We start from the raw sequence: 17,648 nt of genomic DNA, 5'->3' as shown, positions 1-17,648 counted from the left end.
ACCGGTCCGATCGGACGACTCGACGTATCTGGACCTCGCACCGCGGCTCATGTCTCGATGAGCAGGGTGGAGGTGGTCCGACACCGTGGACGAGGTCGAGGGGGCACCGTCACGCGGTGCGTGGGCCGTCGGGGTGCTCGGCCCGCTCGAAGTGGCCGTGAACGGTCACGCCTTCGAGGACCTGGGCGGTCCACGGTTACGTGTCGTCCTCGCGCTGCTGGCCGCCGATGCCGGCCGGGCGGTGAGTGTGGCGGCCTTGGTGGAGGGCCTGTGGAGGACACAGGCCCCGCCGGACGCCGCCCGCACGACGCGCACCTATGTCTCCCGGCTCCGCGGGGCGCTGCGCCGGACCGGCATCGGGTCGGAGGACTTGATCGTGACACGGCCTCCTGGGTACGCGCTGCGCGTGGAGCCGGACATGCTGGACGCGGCGCGGTTCGAGCGGCTGGCCGCGGCCGGCAGACGAGCCCTCGACGCCGGGCATGCGGACACCGCAGCCGACCGGCTGGCCGAGGCGCTGGCGCTGTGGCGTGGGGATGCCTACGGCGAGTTCACCGACATAGCGGCTCTGCACGCCGAAGGAGAAAGACTGGAACGGCTCCGGCTGACCACCGTGCAGGACCGGATCGAAGCGGATCTGGCGACCGGGCCGAGCGAGGTGCTGATCGCGGAACTGGAGGGGCTGCTCGCACGCCATCCGGAGTACGAACGACTGTGGGGCCAGCTGATGACGGCCCTGTACCGGGCCGGGCGCCAGGCCGACGCGCTGCGCGCGTATCAGCGGGCCCGTGAGGTCCTCATCGAGGGTTCCGGTCTGGAACCTTCCGCCGGCCTGGCCGAAATCCACCGGCGGATCTTGGCTCAAGACTCCCGGCTGCTCCTCCCCCGCACACCCGAGCCCCGTCCCGCGCAGTTGCCGCCCGCCGCGCGCGCCTTCACCGGCCGCGGCGGCGCCTTGGCCGCTCTGGAGGCGATCCTGCCGGGCGAGACCGCGCCGGTGGTGATCGTCGTGGTATCCGGCACCGCCGGAGTGGGCAAGAGCGCCTTGGCTGTGCACTGGGCCCATCGAGTGGCCGCACGGTTTCCCGACGGGCAGCTGTATGTGAACCTGCGCGGATTCGACACCGCCGGATCCCCGCTCGACCCCGCCGACGCGCTGCGGAGGTTCCTCGGCGCCCTCGGCGTGCCGGAGGTGCGCCTGCCGGTGGATCGCGACGCGCTGACCGGCCTGTACCGCAGTGTGCTGACGGGCAGGCAGGTGTTGCTGGTCCTGGACAACGCGGGAGACGTCGAGCAGATCCGTCCGCTTCTGCCCGGCTCCCCGGGCTGTCTCGTCCTGGTGACCAGTCGCCACCGGCTCACTCCCCTGCTCGCCGTCGAAGGTGCCCACGCGCTGGACGTGGGCCTCCTGCCCCAAGATGAGGCGCGAGACCTGCTGGCCCGCCGCCTCGGCCAGGACCGAGTGGAGCGCGAACCCCTCGCCGTCGCCGCGATCATCGACGGATGCGCACGGTTGCCGCTGGCACTGGCCATCGTCGCCGCCCGGGCCACCAGCCACCCCGGCTTACGGCTCGCCTCGCTGGTGACACAGCTCCACGACGAGACGAGCACGCTGGACACTCTCCGCGGCGGCGACCCGGCCACCGACATCCGGGCCGTGTTCTCCTGGTCCTATCGCGCGTTGAGCCCTTCGGCCGCCCGGATGTTCCGGTTGCTGAGCAGGCACCCCGGTTCCGACATCGGGACAGCGGCCGCCGCCAGCCTCGCCGGCATCCCGCTCCGGCAGGCCCTGGAGCAGCTGGCCGAGCTGACCGGAGCGAACCTCCTCACCGAACATGCTCCCGGCCGATTCGGCTTCCACGACCTCCTCCGCGCCTACGCGGGCGAGCAGGCCGACGACTCCGCCGCCGAAGACCCGCCGCACGAAGTGCTTCACCGGCTGCTCGAGCACTACGTGCACACCGCGCACACCGCCTCCTTGCGGCTCCACCCGCACCGCGCTCGTCCTTTCACCCCGACCACGCCCGAAAGCGGAACCACCGCCGAACGACCCGCTGACCTCGAACAAGCTCTGGCCTGGTTCACCGTCGAACATCCCGCGCTCCTGGCCGCCGTCGACCTGGCCGTCGGCACCGGGGCCGACACGTACGGCTCCCGGTTGGCCTGGTCCCTCTCGACCTTCCTCGAACGGCAAGGGCACTGGCACGACCTGGCCGCGACGCAACGCGCCGCCATCGCCGCCGCCGGCAGGCTCGGTGATCACCGTGCCCAAGCCCAAGCCCACAACGACCTGGCGGGCGCCGAAATCCGGTTGGGCCTGTACGACGACGCCCACTCCGACCTTCGGTACGCCCTCGGTCTGTTCGATCGGCTGGGCGACCAGGTCGGACGGGCCTATACCCACTTGGACCTCGCCTGGATGTTCGAACGGCAGAGCCGTCACACCGACGCGCTCCGCCATGCCACGCAAGCACTCGACCTGTTCACGACCGCGGGCCACCAAGACGGGCGAGCCAGAGCTCTCAACCAGGTCGGCTGGTGCCACTCCCAGCTCGACAACCACCGGCAAGCCCTCTCCCACTGCCGTCAAGCCCTGACCCTGCACCAAGAACTCGGTGACCAGGCGGGCGAGGCGCACACCTGGGACAGCCTCGGCCACGCCCTCCTCCATCTCGGCGCCACCCGGCAGGCCACCACCTGCTACCAGCACGCCGTCCGGCTGTTCCACCGACTCGGAGACCTCTACAACCAGGCGGGCACACTCACCCACCTCGGCAACACCCACCACGCCGCCGACGACACCGAGGCCGCCCACACCACCTGGAACCACGCCATCACGATCCTCAACGACCTCAACCACCCTGATGCCGACCGGGTTCCACGCTCGTCGCACCTCATGACCTGAACCATCCGTCCGAAGTGGACAGACCGGTCCGGATCCCGGGTGGCGATGTCAGGTCCGCCGGACGGGGCAAACGCCTGCGGCGAGCCATTTCTCCCGGAGGTCCGTGGGGATGGTCAAGGCGGTGGGTTGTCCATCGGTGAGCGTGCGGACGCTCCCGCCGAGCAACAGTTCGCCTGCCTTGTCGAGCACCGCCGTGGCCACCCGGCTGCGATCCTCCGACCGTTCGAGTAGCCGCATGGCCCGTACGCCCGCGCCGACGGCGCGACCCCAGCCGCGTGAGCGTGGCACCTCGAGCCAGTCGGCGACTTCTTCGGTGACGACCTGGCGGACCATCGCGGCGACCACGCCGTCGAAGGCCTTGCCCGGCACCATGTTCTCGTAGAGACGCAGAAGATTGCGGGTCAGTTCGATGCCTTCCGCGGAGGGGCCGTAGCTCGCCTCGACGAGTTCGGCGTTCAGTTCTTGAGCCTCCCGCAGTGTTCCAGGCATGGCTTCGGCGGGAATGCCGAGCATCGCGCCCGTCACCCGCCAGACGTAGTAGTAGTCCTCGGCTTCCCGGTCGGTCACCGTGACACCCATCCGGCGCATTCCGTCGATCACCTGCACCGAGAAGATCAGCAGTGCTCCGAGCATGTCCTGCTGGCACAGCGGGATGCCGTCCGCCTCGACATCCCAGGCACCGGACCGGGTGATGAAATACCGGACGGCCGCGTGGATCAGCCTGGTCTTCTGGATCGTGGGGACGAAACCGCCACCGGAACCGAACGGGTCGCGGCCCATGAGGTTCAGCACGAACTGGGAGGTCTCCGACAGCCGGCGGTGCGGCTGATTGAGCCGGTGGGTCAGCGACAGGACGCGAGACGGACGTGGCTGGGCATAGCAGTTCACCATCGCCCCGAACGACAGCACCGAAGCGACGTGCACACCGTCGTCGACGAAGAATTCGTACGCACCCGCGACCCGCTCGAGGTCCGCCCAATCCGGCGGGGCGTCGGTCTCGATCAGGTACCGGCGCACCGATTCCGGCAATTCCTCCGGAATGGGCTGGTCGTTGTCCCGGAAATGCGCCAGCACCTCGTTCACCGCGTTCGTCCGCTCTTCGGCCACCAACTCGGCGACGACGGCGTCCGCGAGCGGATCACCTTGGTACTTCAGCATTTCCAGGGCGGAGAGCCCCGGCGAATCGAGCGTTTCCGACATCGGATCAGCTTTCTTCACGCCGGAATGCCGCGCTAGCGCCGTCCGGGGAAAGATCGAACTCGATCTGATGGCGACCGCGCTCGCTGTCCGTGACGCCGCGCAGGACCGCCCGCTACGGCACCACCCGCGTTCCGGTTGGCGGTGCACCAGGCGGTGAAGTCCGCGTAGCGTCATCGCCATGTCCAAGGGACAGAAGCCCGTTCTGAGCTTCCGGAGGCTGATGGGCCGCGTGGCCGGGTTTTTGCTCGGAGCCGGCGTGACGGTCTTGGCCGTGCTGGCCATAACCGGCGACCTCACCGTCACGAACGGCGCGGGCGAGCCCACCGCCGATATCACCCGCATACTGGTCGGGCTGCTCTACTGCGCCATCGGGCTGACGACCATGGGTGCCGCGATCGCAGGCTTCCCCGAAGGGCCGCACAGCAGCAGCGACCGCACCGACCGCGAAAGCGGCTTTGACGGGGACGGCGGCGACATCGACGTCGACTGAAAGACCCGCGGGAACCGTTCGGGGACGCTTCACATACCGGCTTTCAGTACGTCGATCTCGCAGCCCGGCGCGGCCGGATCGAAGCCGTGCTCGACCAGCCAGCGGATGCCCAGCAGGCTCCGCAACGACCACCACGCGCGGATCACGTCGAGATCGACATCGGTGCCATAGCCGGCGACGACGTCACCGAGGTGCTCCCGGTGGCCGAGCGTCAAGGTGGCGAGATCGAACAGGGCATCACCCCGGGCGGCCTCGGTCCAGTCGATCACGCCGGTGATCTCGTCACCGTCGACGAAAACGTGGCTGACCTGCAGGTCGCCGTGGGTGAACACCGGTGTCCACGGCCGGAGCGCGGCCTCGGCGATCTGGCGGTTCCGTGTGACCAGGTCGGCAGGGAGGACGCCGTTCGCCAGAAGCCACTCGCATTCGGCCTCGAGTCGCGATGCGAACTCGCCGGGGCTTCGGCCGGGCCGGGGTGGCGGCGGCGCGTCGTGCAGCATCCGCACGGCGGTGCCCGCCGCGAACCAGGCCGACGTCGACGCTGTCGACGGCTCGCCGAGGCGGCCGAGCGCCTTACCCGGAAGGGCGGCGAGCGCGAGCACGGGCGGCTTGCGCCACAGGATCTCCGGAGTCGGGATCGGGGCCAGGGTCATCGCCTCGACCTCGATGCCGGTACGCGCCTGGTCGGCGTCGATCTTCAGGAACACGTCGCCGACGCGCAGGGTCGCGCATTCGTGATGGGCGACGACGACTTCGACGTTCATGCCTGCCATTGTCGAGGAACGGGGCCACCGACGTCGCCGGATTATTCGGCCGAGAGTCCACAATGGATTCAGCGTGACCGCAGGCGCGGTCTCGCGACCGGGACGGTCACTTCGACGCGTTCCATGATCAGGGCGAACGCCATGATCACCATCGGGGTCACCAGCACCATCCACATGGATCTTGAGGTACCCGGCGGCCGCGACTTTCAACCCTTGATCGATTTTCCGGCCCGCCGCTGCTATCCGGGCGGCTGGTCTGCTCGCAGGTTCTCGAGGATCGTGGTGGCGATGCCGGCGAACCGGTCGAGTTCTTCAGGCGTGAGGCGGTCGATGACGAGGCGCCGGACTTCCTGGGCGTGGCTTGGCGCGGCCTGCTCGAGCGCGGTGAGGCCTTTCGCCGTGATCACCGCTTCCATGCCGCGCGAACCACAGCGTTCCCGCGTGACCAGGCCTCGCTTGCACATCCGGGTGAGCTGGTGGTGCATGCGGCTCTTCTCCCAGGCGGCCTCCCGGCCGAGCTCGTAGGCCCGCATCCGCCCGTCCGGCGCCTCGGAAAGCAACGCGAGCACGGTGTAGTCGGCGTTGGACAGGCCGCTGCTGGCCTGGAGCTGCTGCTCGATACGTGTCCGCAGCAGCTCCAGCATCTGAAAGGACACCCGCCACGCGCGGAGCTCGTGTTCGGTCAATCCCTGCTGCTTCATGGCGTCATCCTAGCCCACGAGTTGACAAATCAACTCACGGCCGTAGCCTTCAGTTGACACATCAACTCAACACTCGCGGGAAGGCACACCATGACCGGACGACATGACGACGACGAGCGGCCCGTTCCGAGAACCGGGCGGCGCGACTTCCTGAAAAGGGCCACGGTGGCCGCCGCGGGAACGAGCTTGTTCGTGGCCGGCCCGGCCGCCGCGGAGAGTGGTTCCGGTGGCCTGCCACCGAAGGACAGCGGGCAGCGGGGCCGCCGCTACGTCATCCGCGGCGGCGCGGTGATGTCCATGGACCCGAACGTCGGGAACTTCGCGACCGCCGACGTTCTGGTCGAGGGCACCAGGATCGTCGAGATCCGGCCCGGCATCCGCGCCACCGGCGCCGGCGTGATCGACGCGCGGGGACGCATCGTGCTGCCGGGCTTCGTCGACACGCACCATCACCTGTTCGAGACCGCGGAGCGCGCGTTTCTCGCCAACGGCCTGCTCCTCGACGATCACTCGGGTTCACCGAGCGCGTACCCGAACTACGGCGAGCACATCCTGCAGGGATTCGCCCGGGCCTACCGGCCGGAAGACGTCTACATCAACTCGTTGTTCGCGGGGCTTTCGCAGCTCGACGCCGGAGTCACGACGGTGCTGGACGTCTCGCAGATCCACCACTCTCCCGAGCACACCGACGCCGCGATCCAGGCACTCGTCGACACCGGACGGCGTTCGGCGTTCGGGTTCTTCGAGGGCGACGGCCGCACGGGAGCCCGCTATCCGGAGGACGCCTACCGCATCAGGGACCGGTGGTTCTCCTCGAACGACCAGCTGGTGAGCATGGTCATGGGCGGGGAGCTCCACCTCGGCAGGCAGGTGTACACCCGCGCCTGGGCGATCGCGCGCGAGCTGGATCTCAAGATCGCCGCGCACTCCGTCGGCTCATGGGGGATGCGGCCGGTCTTCGACGATCTCGCCCAGGGCACCGCCGGGGTCGAGGTGGGGCCGGACAACCTGTTCATCCACATGACCGGCATGTCCGACCGGACCTGGCGACGGTTGCGGGACGCCGGTGCGCAGGTCTCGCTGGCCTTCCCGATCGAGATGAGCATGCGGCACGGCACGCCGCCCATCCTCAAGATGCAGCAACTCGGCATGGAGCCCTCGCTGAGCTCCGACGTCGAGACGACGATGGCCGCGGACCCGTTCACGCAGATGCGCTCGGCGATGACCATGCAGCGCATGCTCGTCAATCAGCTGATCCTGGACCAAGGCGACCTCGTACCGCCGAACAACTGGCCGACCCCGGCCCCGGGCACGCCCGAACTGCTGACCGTCCGCGACGTGCTGCGGTACGCGACCGTCAACGGTGCCAAGCACCTCGGCCTCGACGGCAGGACCGGCACCCTGACGCCCGGCAAGGAGGCCGACATCGTCCTGCTCGACGCCACCGCGCTCAACGTGGCCCCGCTCAACAGCGTGCCGGGAGCGATCGTGTCGCTGATGGACCGCACCAACGTCGAGACGGTGATCGTCGCCGGCGAGGTGCGCAAGTGGAAGGGGCGGCTGCTCGGCGCGGACCTGCCCCGGTTGCGCCGGGAACTCGAAACGTCCCGCGATCACCTCTTCGCGGCGATGGACCTCAAGCAGGACCTGTTCGCCTGGAGCTGAGAGGCCATCGCGGCGATCAGGCCACCCTTTACCGGAAGCTGGCGACGATCCTCGACGAGGGACTCCACGAGCAGATCTGACCACCGCCTCGTCGAGGGCGGCGAGCGGCTCTACGAGCGAATCTGCGCCTGATCCACTGCCGCCGGCACCCGGACAACCAGGTGAAGCCGGGAGCACTCGAGTTCAAGTAGTGGATCGCTGACACAACTGGTGATATCTGCGGAATTGCGAAGCAGAAGACCTCCGACATCTTCTCCGGCTGAGAGAAGTCGACGAAATTCGTCCCGGGACCCATGCGCATATCCGCACGTTAGACTGTGCCACACTTGATCGATGGGATACCGCTCAGGTTTCACGCTCGTCCAATTGCTCGAAGAGACGCATCACATGACGACTCACGCGGAGGTGCTCGACCGAATAGACGCGGCGATCCAGTTCACCACATCCGGGCCCGATTCAGGCGGCCATCGTTATCCGCGAGGTAAGCGACTGGTCACTTACCTGCAAGATGCCTCACAAGCTGCCGCGCGTCTAGGCCTAACAGTTATCAGCGACCGGCTGGCCGATTTCGCTGAGTATGCCGCAGGCGAGATTCCGTTGTCGCTTCTCGAGACTTGGTACTTTCCGAGCAGGAGAGAAGCTGGAGAGAACCTTATGCGCCTGCAACTGGAAGCTGGTGTACGTCGCACTCTGGAGCTGCTCGCAGAATTCATCAAGGACAGGCCAGGCGCGAGCGTCGACGAAGCCAGAATTTGGCTCCAGAAGGTCACCAAGGCGATGGAGCTATGGAATATAGGCGATGATCGGCTAGGCGGCGTCAAGCTGCCAAAGAACGGTGCCGACTATTTGACTTGGCTCAACCGCATCCAGCTCGTCCTCAGTGACCCGCCAAACCGATCAGTAGTTACTCCCGAGGTTGTCGAGCAGATCGCAGGCATGGCAGGCTCGGACCTTCTTGCTCGCGCAGTCCAATGGCAAAAGAGGAAGGCTGCACTGAGTCGCCTTCAGGCCGTTGTCGAACATCCCGACAGCAGCGAGAGGGCCATCCATGCGGAGCTTAAGCAACAGACCTGGATCTTCGGTGGCCGTTATGTGAAGGAACTTGCTCGTCGGCGTCTCACCACAGTCGACGAGATCGACATACCGCTACTGCGCGGCGACGGCTCCCTGCATGTCGTCGAACTGAAGAGAGCCTCGGTGTCAAACCTGGTAGAACCACTGCGATCCCACTACGCGGCGGGACCCGAGGTTCACCGCGCGGTTTCCCAGGCCGCAAATTATCTCCGCTCCTTGGACGAGAACCGTGCGGGGATACTGGCCGAACATGGCATCGACTGCCGACGATCCTCTGCGACCGTACTGATCGGCCATGCAAAGTTTCTCAACACTGCATACAAGCCAGACGACGTCGCAGCAACACTCCGAACCTACAACGCCACCCTGAACCGTATCGAAGTAGTTACATATCAAGAGTTGATCGAGGCCGCCAAGCGAACCATGGCCTTGGACGAGGAGGACGCCGGATCCACAGAGGACCAACTGGATTGATTCGTCGCCCCTATGTACCACGGATACTATCCCCACTAGGTCCACGGGGGCATGAATGGTTCACGCCTCGATCAAGACCACTCGAGCGATCGTTTGCTCTTGTTGCTCCCCGCCCACCGTTACCATCGCCACTCCGGTCATCTCTGCTCGCCTGAAGACCGGACGCGGAAGACGGGAAGGCATGACAAGCCCACAACACAGATTCGCTCAACCAGCCCGATCGCGCACGGCACCCCTTCAGCGAGCTCGCCGACATGTTTGGCCGCGTAGCCGAACCCCGCTTTTCGACGGAGCAGGACGCTTCGTGAACGCGCGACCAGCGACATGAGCCGATGCTCTCCATTGCAGGGCGTGTCGCGCGAGGGCGCTTTGTGTCTGTCTCGTACGGGGTTGCCGGATTTCGGCCAACCTGCGTGACGTAGCCCACTGCGCGCGTGGTGACGTCCTGGGCCGGCTGGCTACTGTTTTCAGGATGAACTTTCTTGATCATGTTCTTCTGGGAGTGCGCGATCTCGAGGCGGCGGCGGACCGGTTGCGTCGCGAGTGGGGTCTGGGAACCGTGCCTGGCGGATCGCCGGTTCCGGGTGTCGCCAATGCGGTCGTTCCTCTCGCCCCGCCGGTTTATCTGGAACTCGTCACCGCCACGGACGTCGGCGCGAGTGAGGCCGCGGCGCGTTTGGCGGCCGTCACCGCGGCAGGAGATCGCCTGTTTACCTGGGCGGTTGAGCCGGACGATCTCGATGCCCGTGCGGCGAGTTTGGGAATCGAGCCGTTGGGCGGCGGCGGAGACACCGGGCGGTGGCGTTTGCTTGGCGAGGTTGAACAGAGCCGGCCGTTCTTCATCGAATACGACGTCGCTCGGGCAGGTCGCGTAGCGGGATGGCAACGCGCTTATGCGGAGGCAGCACATGACTGTGTGCCTAGCCGGGTGACGTACCTGGAGGTCGGCGGCGATGAGTCCGGTGTGCGGCAGTGGGTGGGCGAGGTTGATGTGCCGCTGCGCTTGGTCGGCGTTGAGCCCCGCCTTGCGGCCGTGGGGATCGCCACCGCCCGAGGTGAGATCGTGGTGCGCTGACGCGGCCACTTCCGGATTGCCTGCATGGTGAAAGGGTGTAGCCGACGGCCATGATCAAGGGGTCGGCATCGGCACAGATGGCGTCAGCGAGAGACCGCCCCTACGCCTTCTGGTCTGGCTGCAGGCGCATGTGTCGCCGACCAGGACCGAACGAGTGAACAGGAGCGGGTATGACCGACGATGTGGCCGGGCACCGTGTGGGCGAAGGCCGAACACCTGGATCTCCTCACCTCAGGGCGGGTCGCCTACCGTGAACTAAGGCTCACCTGCGACGTGGACACCATCGTCGGCACCGACGTCGTCGTCCTCCGCTACCGGTGCGTCAACAACACGTAGCGTTGTGTCTGGGCACAAGCCACCGGCATCATGAACCTTCCGCCGGCCGCACCCTGACCACTCGGCAACAAGTAGCGGCTTGACCGGCTGTTCTCCGTCAGGGAGGGTGCCTGGCTCGTCCTGGACCTGGCGCGGGGACCGAGTTCCCATCGCCCTTTAGGGTGACCGCATGTCGCTGATGGGAAGGGACGTCGAGCTGGCGCGGGTCCGACGCCTGCTGACGGATGCGCGGGGCGCGCGCAGCGGCGTGCTGGCGCTGCGGGGTGCGGCGGGCATCGGGAAATCGGTTCTTCTCGACCACGCCGTGTCGATCGCCGAAGCCGAGGGCATGCGTGTGGTCCGCGGAGCGGGGGTCGAGTCCGACTCCGAGCTCGCGTATGGCGGTCTGCACCAACTCCTGTTTCCCCGCTTGGATCGGTTGGACGCCCTGCCCCCTCCCCAGGCGACGGCGCTGCGGTGCGCGTTCGGCATGGCCGAGGGGGACGACGCCAACCGGTTCCTGATCTCCGCCGGCACCCTGTCGTTGCTCGCCGCGCTGGCCGAGGATGCCCCGCTGCTGTGCGTGGTCGACGACCTGCAATGGCTCGACCAGGGTTCCGTGGAGGCGCTGTTGTTCGCGGCCCGCCGGTTCGTGGCCGACCCGATCGCGATGCTGTTCGCGGTGCGCGAGACGTCGGCGCCGGTCGGGCTCGCGGGCGTCGAGGTCGTGGATCTGGCCGGCCTCGGCGCGCCCGATGCCGCCCGGCTGCTGGACGACCACGCACCGGAACTCGTCGAACCGGTGCGGACGCGCGTCCTCGCGGAGTCCGGCGGCAATCCACTGGCGATCATCGAACTCGGGTCGTCGCGGCTCGCGGCGGGCGACGTCGACGAGTCCGACCCGGCCGGGCAGGTCGGCCCGCTGCCGGTGCCCCGCCGCGTGCAGGAGGCGTTCCGCCGCCAGATCGTCGAGTTTCCCGAACCCACCCAACGCGCGCTCCTGGCGGCTGCGGCCGACACGGCGGCGCCGCTCGCGACGATCCTGCACGTGATCGAAGCCCTCGGTGGCGCGCCCGGCGACCTGGCGCCCGCCGAACGCGACCGGCTGCTCCGGATCGACAGCCGGATCACGTTCCGTCATCCCCTGGTACGGGCGGCCGCCTACCAGGACGCGCCGCTGCACCGGCGGATCGAGGTACATCGCGCGTACGCCGAAGCGCTCCACGCGGACGCCGACGCCGACCGCCGGGCCTGGCATCTCGCCGCGGCCACCACCAAACCCGACGAGGCGGTGGCCGCCGAACTCGAAGGCGTGGCGGAGCGGGCCTGGCACCGAGGCGGCGCGATGGCGGTGTGCGCGGCCTACGAACGCGCCGGTCGGCTCAGCGCGGACCGGGAGCTGAAGGCCCGGCGTATCGGCCTGGCCAGCCAGGCCGCGTTCGACGCGGGCAAGGCCGACCGCGCCGCCCGGCTGGCGGCCGAAGCGCTCGCGCTCACCGCCGACACCGGCGTCCGGGCCGATGCCATCTACACCCGTGGCGCCGTGGAGTACGAACGCACTTCCCCGCGGGCCGACGCGGAGCTGACGCTCGAGGCCGCCGAGTTGGTGCGCGACAACGATCCGGAGCGCGCCGCGCTCACGCTCTACGAGGCCGCGCACGCCGCCCGGCACGGGGCGGCGCACGACCTCCTGGAGCGCGCGGCGGAGCTGATGCGCGGGTTCACCCCGCCGGAGCACTGGGCACCCGTCGTCGCCGCCCTGCTGGGGTGGGCGGAGCTCTTCGCCGGGCGTCCGAAGCTGGCCGTCGGCCCGATGCGCGAGCTCTACACCGCCTCACCCGGCGGCGGGAACGACCTGATGCGGCGCATCACGGTCGCGATCGGCGGGCTCATGCTCGCGGACGACGACGACGTCGTCGCCGTGACCGAGGACATGCTGGCCGAGGCGCGGGCCACCGGAACGCTGGGGTGGGTCCCGTACCTCCTGAACGTGCTCGCCGTGGCGCGGCTGTTCCGCGGTGAGTTCGCGGACGCCCGCGCGTGTGTGGCGGAAGGCGCGGCCGTGAGCGCCGAACTCGGCAACACGACCGAGCGCTTGGCCCACCGATCGGTGGAGGTCTGGTTGCACGCCGTGTCGGGTGACGAGTCACGCTGCCGAACCCTTGCCGAGGAGGTGCTTCCGGGAGCCCGAGCCCGGCACCGGGTCAATGCCGAGGTCGCGGACTGGGGTCTCGGCATGCTCGACCTCTCCGCCCGGCGGTTCGGGGAAGCGCTCGACCGGCTCGAGCGAGTGTCCCGGGGACCCGCGAGCCGCGACCTCCTGGTCCGGGCGGTGCCGGATCTGGTGGAGGCCGCCGTGCGCGGCGGCGAGCCGGATCGCGCCCACGGACCGCTGGCGGAGTTCCGGCACTGGGCCGACCACGTCGACCGCCCGATCGCCGCCGGGCTCGTCCTGCGTTGCCGGGCCTTGCTGGCCGACGACGGCGACGCCAACGCGCTGTACGCCGAGGCGCTGCGGCTCCAGGAGCGGCACGGCGGCCCCTACGAGCGGGCCCGTACCCAGCTGGTCTACGGCGAGTGGCTGCGCCGCCAGCGCCGCCGTACCGAGGCCCGCGCCCATCTCGCGGCGGCGGTGTCCGCGTTCGAGGACCTCGGCGCGGCGCTCTGGGCCGAGCGTGCGCGCGGCGAGCTGGCCGCTTTCGGCGAGCGGGGCGACGAGCCTCGGCGCAGCGGCCCGCTCACCCTGCTGACCCCGCAGGAGCTGCAGGTCGTCCGGCTGGCCGCCACCGGTCACACCAACAAGGAGATCGCCGCGCAGCTCTTCCTCAGCCCACGGACCGTCGGCCACCACCTCTACAAGGCGTATCCGAAGCTCGGCGTCACCGGTCGCGCCGAGCTGGCCGGCCTCGTGTGACGGTCGTCGTTTCCCGGACACCAGTCACGATGACTGATTCGCCGGTGGTGTGCCTCGCCTAGCGTTTCCGGCATCAGAGCAATGGCCGTCGGCCACACGACGAGGAGACGACAATGACGAAGTATTTCCTGAGCCTCCCGCACGACTCCGCCGAGGAGCCGACGATGGAGAACATGGACCCCGCGGAGCTGCAGGAGATCATCGCCGCCGTCGGCGCGTTCAACACCGCCGTCCAGGAAGCGGGCGCGTTCGTCACCGCCGGAGGCCTCCAGCCCCCGTCGACCGCGACCACGGTGGACTACTCCGGAGACACCCCCGTCCTCACCCCAGGCCCGTTCGTCGAGGCCAAGGAATACCTCGGCGGCTTTTGGATCATCGAGGCCGACAACGACGACGTCGCGATCGAATGGACCAAGCAGGCCTCGCGTGCGCTGCGGAGCAAGGTCGAGGTCCGCGCCCTCCAGGAGGAACCCCCCGCCTGACGGAACAGCGCGTCCCCACCGGGGCCGGTCATCGCAGCGATGGCCGGCCCTTTTTATCGGCCCCAAACCGTTACCCGGCAGGGAAACGCCGGGACCACGTTTCGCGACTAGTACAGCGAGTGACCAGAACGCTACGCACGAAAGAGTCGCGAGAGTGCCGCCGGACGGGGGAGACAATGCGCCGGACCTTCGTCGTCACCGACGTCGTTCATCCTTCCGGGTACGAGAACCGGCTCAAGACCATGCTCAACGATCTCCACGACGGCGTCGGACCGACGCTCGCCGTGGCGGTGCTCGGGCTGCGCGCGGCCCGCGAACTGCTCGTCCGTGACCGGGCCGGGGCCGAGCGTCTCCTGGCGCGGATCGAGGAGGAACTCCACGGCGCCATCACCGAATTGCGCCGTATCGTGACCGACGCCCGCCCGCCCGCGCTCGACGAAACGTGCCTCGTCACGGCCGTGCGCCGGTATGCCGGGATGCTCGCCGACCGCGTCCCCGCCGAGCACGGGCCGCTGGGGGTGTCGGTCGAGGTCCGCGGTGAGCTGCCGCCGCTATCGGCCGAGGTGGAGGTCACCGCGTACCGGATCATCCGCGAGGCGCTCGTGAACATCGCCCGCCATTCCGGTGCCCGGCAGTGCGCGGTGCGTCTCTGGCCGCTGGACGGCGATCTGCGCGTGGAGATCGTCGACGACGGCGTCGGCGCGGGCGGCGAGGCGCTGCCCGTGGTCGGCGGGACCGGACTGCGTTCGATGCGGGAACGCGCCGTCGACCTCGGCGGCGGCTGCGTGGTCGAGCCGGTGCCCTCGGGCGGCACCCGGATCGCCGCCTGGCTGCCGCTCGCCACCAAGGAGTGAGCGATGTTCCCGCCCCTCCGTGTCCTCGTGGTGGACGACCATCCGGCGTTCCGGACGGCCATCTGCGCGATGCTCGACGGTACCGACGGCATCGAGGTCGTCGGCCAGGCTCCCGACGGCCTCACCGCGGTCGCGGAAGCGGGCCGGGCGGAGCCCGACGTCGTCCTGATGGATCTGAACCTCCCGGACCTCGACGGCGTCGAGGCGACCCGCCGGATCGTCAGCGCCTGCCCGCACACCGGTGTGCTCATGCTGACCATGTTCGAGAACGAGGCCGCGGTGTTCGCCGCCATGCGCGCGGGCGCGCGCGGCTACCTGCTCAAAGGGGCGCGCAACGAGCAGGTCGTGCGCGCGGTACGGGTGATCGGCGACGGCGAGGCGATCTTCAGCCCGGCGATCGCGACCCGGGTGCTTTCGCTGCTGGGTACGGAGACCCCGCGCGACGAGTCCTTTCCGCAGCTGACCGCGCGCGAACGGGAGATCATGCGGCTCATCGCGCAGGGCATGGGCAACGCCTCGATCGCCGACCGGCTGGTGCTCAGCCCCAAAACGGTGCGAAACCACGTGTCCCACATCTTCCGCAAGCTGCACGTCACCGACCGGGCCCAGGCCATCGCCAAGGTCAGGAAGGCGGGCGTTGCCCGATCGGAGTAACGAAGCGGGACATATCGGGACTCCGGATCCCTGTTCGCGGCACCCGGTCCGCACGATCCTTGAGGAGGACGAAACACCGTTCGCGGGGAGGGGTTCACCGATGCTCGTCGACCAGATCCCGGTGCTGCTTCATGCCACCGACACCATCACGCACGCGGGTGTCACCGCCGCGCTGCGCTCACGCCCTGAGATCCGCTTCGCCGGCGACTCCGACGAGCAGGCCGTCGTACTGGTCATCGTCGAGCGGCTGAACGAGGAGGCACGGCAGTTGCTGCGCAGCCTCCACTGCGCCGGCCGCGCCGGGATCGTCCTGGTCGCCGGCGAGGTGGACGACTCGGAGTTGCTGGACGTCGTGGGCAACGGCGTCTCCGCGATCATCCGCCGGGCCGACGCGACCCCCGACACCTTGGTGCGGCTGGTGAAGGCCGCGGCCGCCGGGGAAGGCGCGCTGCCGCCGGACCTGCTCGGCCGTCTGCTGTCCCGGGTGTCCCGGTTGCAGCGGGACGTGCTGCAACCGAACGGCTGGGATCTGGCCGGGATGTCGCAGCGCGAGACCAAGGTGCTGCGGATGATCGCCGACGGCTTCGAGACGAAGGAGATCGCCGACCGGCTGAGCTACTCCGAGCGGACGGTGAAGTCGATCCTGCACGACATCACCAACCGTTTCCAGCTCCGCAACCGCGCTCATGCCGTCGCGTTCGCCTTGCGCGAGGGATTGATCTGATCCGGTCTATTCGACTCGGCCGGAGAAGGAGACCGACGGGGTGCACCGGCTGCCGCCTCCCGGTGTCTGGCAGCTGACGGCGAGCACGATCTTCTCCCCGGGGGCGAACCGCCATGCCTGCAACCAGTGGTGGTCGAGGTCGCGGAAGTTCGCGAGGCCGACCTCCAGCAGCACGGTCTTGGTGCCGCCGGCGTCGCGCAACAGCCGCAGGGTTCCGTTGTCACCACGAGGGTTCTGCAGGATCAGGTCGGTGATGACCAACGTTTTCGCGGCATCCGGCACGGTGTAAGGGAATTCGGCGAAGCGGTTGACGTTCGAGTCGACGGCCGCGTCCGCCGCCACCCGGAAGTCGGTCGGTGTCCCGGCGCCGTTGCCCGCCGGGTTGGGGACACCGTTCGACGGCCGGGGGCCGGGAGACGCGCCGTCGACGGGCGGGGTCAGCCCGACGGCCTTCATCGCGTCTTCGGAGTTCTGTTTGGCCTGAACGGCGTCCTTCTTCGCCTCACCCGCGGCACCACCGGCCTCCTGCGCCGCCTTGACCACCTCTTGGTTCTGCTCCTGAGCCGCCTCCCGAGCGGCCGACTTCACCGCGGGCCTCAGCACGGTGAACCACAGCGCCACCAAGGCCAGCAACAACACCAGCAGCGCGGCCAGCGCCGGCAGCAGCCACTTCGGCAGCAACTGGCGCTGCACCATGGTGCCTTCGGTCTTGAGCGGCTCGGCGTCGTCGGCGATGACGAACACCTGGAAGCGGTGACGGACGGGTTGCCCGCGCAGGAACCGTTTCCGCGGCCGGGCCCGCAGCCGGACGAACGCGGCCGTGCCCGGCGCGAGGTCGGCCCGGTTCCGTTCGAGCTCGAAGTCGAGCTCGTCCTCGGGGTCGAGCGCGCTCAGTTCGACGGCGACCGGATGGTTCCCGCGGTTGTCGACGGCCACTTCGAAATCGGCCTTGGAACCGGCCTCGACCTTCGCCGGAACGACTTCGGCGGTGACCTCGGTGAAGGCGGCGAGCTGGAGGGTGCCCTCCTCGACCACCGACCCTGCCGGGTCTTCGCTCGAGAAGACCCTTACACCGAAGGGAATCAGGCCTGCCTGGACTTCGGACGACCGCGGCGGCGAGAACCGGACGACGACCGTCCCCGCCTCCCCCGGCATCAGGTTCACCGTCGCCGGTTCCGCGGTGGCCCAGGCACCCGGGTCGCCGACCACTTCGATCGCGAACTGATCGACGACCCGCCCGGCATTGCGAATGGTCACCGAGCAGCTGGTCTCCTGGCCCGGTTCCGCGACCAGGCCCGCCTCGGACAGCGTCGCCGTTGCTCCCATACCCGGAAGTCTGCGCGTCCGGAGCCGGGCC

Annotated in this window: 15 protein-coding genes; 11 read left to right on the top strand and 4 right to left on the bottom strand. The window is 68.8% G+C overall.

What is annotated here, in order from left to right; translation table 11 throughout:
- Positions 1-85: 85 nt before the first annotated feature.
- Positions 86-2,905 carry a BTAD domain-containing putative transcriptional regulator gene (locus DMH01_RS41190; RefSeq protein ID WP_125684738.1) on the top strand — a complete coding sequence of 940 codons (2,820 nt, stop codon included), beginning with the start codon at positions 86-88 and terminating at the stop codon, positions 2,903-2,905.
- A gap of 48 nt (positions 2,906-2,953) precedes the next feature.
- On the opposite strand, the gene DMH01_RS41185 is transcribed toward DMH01_RS41190, so the two are convergent.
- A complete protein-coding gene (locus DMH01_RS41185) occupies positions 2,954-4,105 on the bottom strand; it encodes an oxygenase MpaB family protein (RefSeq protein ID WP_125684736.1) in 1,152 nt (383 codons plus the stop codon).
- A gap of 178 nt (positions 4,106-4,283) precedes the next feature.
- Here DMH01_RS41185 and DMH01_RS41180 point away from each other — a divergent pair, with 178 nt between their 5' ends.
- Positions 4,284-4,595 carry a hypothetical protein gene (locus tag DMH01_RS41180; protein WP_125684734.1) on the top strand — a complete coding sequence of 104 codons (312 nt, stop codon included), beginning with the start codon at positions 4,284-4,286 and terminating at the stop codon, positions 4,593-4,595.
- A 29-nt stretch (positions 4,596-4,624) separates the two neighbouring features.
- Here DMH01_RS41180 and DMH01_RS41175 read toward each other — a convergent pair whose 3' ends face one another.
- The gene (locus DMH01_RS41175) at positions 4,625-5,359 is read right to left on the bottom strand and encodes a phosphotransferase family protein (protein WP_125684732.1); all 735 of its coding nucleotides are present in this window, start codon (positions 5,357-5,359) and stop codon (positions 4,625-4,627) included.
- A gap of 239 nt (positions 5,360-5,598) precedes the next feature.
- A complete protein-coding gene (locus DMH01_RS41170; protein ID WP_199745819.1) occupies positions 5,599-6,060 on the bottom strand; it encodes a MarR family winged helix-turn-helix transcriptional regulator in 462 nt (153 codons plus the stop codon).
- A 90-nt stretch (positions 6,061-6,150) separates the two neighbouring features.
- On the opposite strand from DMH01_RS41170, the gene DMH01_RS41165 reads away from it, so the two are divergent.
- The 9 genes from DMH01_RS41165 (at position 6,151) to DMH01_RS41125 (ending at position 16,291) form a co-directional block, all read left to right on the top strand.
- On the top strand, positions 6,151-7,725 hold the full coding sequence (locus tag DMH01_RS41165) for an amidohydrolase family protein (protein WP_125684730.1): 1,575 nt from the start codon (positions 6,151-6,153) through the stop codon (positions 7,723-7,725).
- Between the two features lie 333 nt (positions 7,726-8,058).
- Positions 8,059-9,273 (top strand): Shedu anti-phage system protein SduA domain-containing protein, encoded by a 1,215-nt coding sequence (locus DMH01_RS41160; protein WP_125684728.1) that lies wholly within the window; start codon positions 8,059-8,061, stop codon positions 9,271-9,273.
- A gap of 472 nt (positions 9,274-9,745) precedes the next feature.
- On the top strand, positions 9,746-10,348 hold the full coding sequence (locus tag DMH01_RS41155; RefSeq protein ID WP_125684726.1) for a VOC family protein: 603 nt from the start codon (positions 9,746-9,748) through the stop codon (positions 10,346-10,348).
- Positions 10,349-10,528: 180 nt separating this feature from the next.
- The gene (locus DMH01_RS41150) at positions 10,529-10,684 is read left to right on the top strand and encodes a nuclear transport factor 2 family protein (RefSeq protein WP_233621870.1); all 156 of its coding nucleotides are present in this window, start codon (positions 10,529-10,531) and stop codon (positions 10,682-10,684) included.
- 169 nt (positions 10,685-10,853) lie between these two features.
- Positions 10,854-13,577, top strand: coding sequence for a helix-turn-helix transcriptional regulator (locus DMH01_RS41145; protein WP_125684724.1), 2,724 nt, complete (start codon positions 10,854-10,856; stop codon positions 13,575-13,577).
- A 113-nt stretch (positions 13,578-13,690) separates the two neighbouring features.
- Positions 13,691-14,059, top strand: coding sequence for a YciI family protein (locus DMH01_RS41140; RefSeq protein WP_125684722.1), 369 nt, complete (start codon positions 13,691-13,693; stop codon positions 14,057-14,059).
- A 176-nt stretch (positions 14,060-14,235) separates the two neighbouring features.
- Positions 14,236-14,913 carry a sensor histidine kinase gene (locus DMH01_RS41135; RefSeq protein WP_125684720.1) on the top strand — a complete coding sequence of 226 codons (678 nt, stop codon included), beginning with the start codon at positions 14,236-14,238 and terminating at the stop codon, positions 14,911-14,913.
- A 3-nt stretch (positions 14,914-14,916) separates the two neighbouring features.
- Positions 14,917-15,567, top strand: a complete 651-nt coding sequence (locus DMH01_RS41130; RefSeq protein WP_125684718.1) for a response regulator transcription factor — start codon at positions 14,917-14,919, stop codon at positions 15,565-15,567.
- A gap of 100 nt (positions 15,568-15,667) precedes the next feature.
- Entirely contained in the window at positions 15,668-16,291 is a 624-nt protein-coding gene (locus DMH01_RS41125; protein ID WP_125684716.1) for a response regulator transcription factor, read from the top strand.
- A gap of 6 nt (positions 16,292-16,297) precedes the next feature.
- On the opposite strand, the gene DMH01_RS41120 is transcribed toward DMH01_RS41125, so the two are convergent.
- Entirely contained in the window at positions 16,298-17,617 is a 1,320-nt protein-coding gene (locus tag DMH01_RS41120) for a hypothetical protein (protein WP_125684714.1), read from the bottom strand.
- Positions 17,618-17,648: the final 31 nt, after the last annotated feature.

This window comes from Amycolatopsis sp. WAC 04182, from assembly GCF_003947465.1.
GTDB lineage: Bacteria > Actinomycetota > Actinomycetes > Mycobacteriales > Pseudonocardiaceae > Amycolatopsis.
The sequence above is the reverse complement of the archived record's forward strand: the minus strand, read 5'-3'. Positions and strand labels throughout refer to the sequence as shown.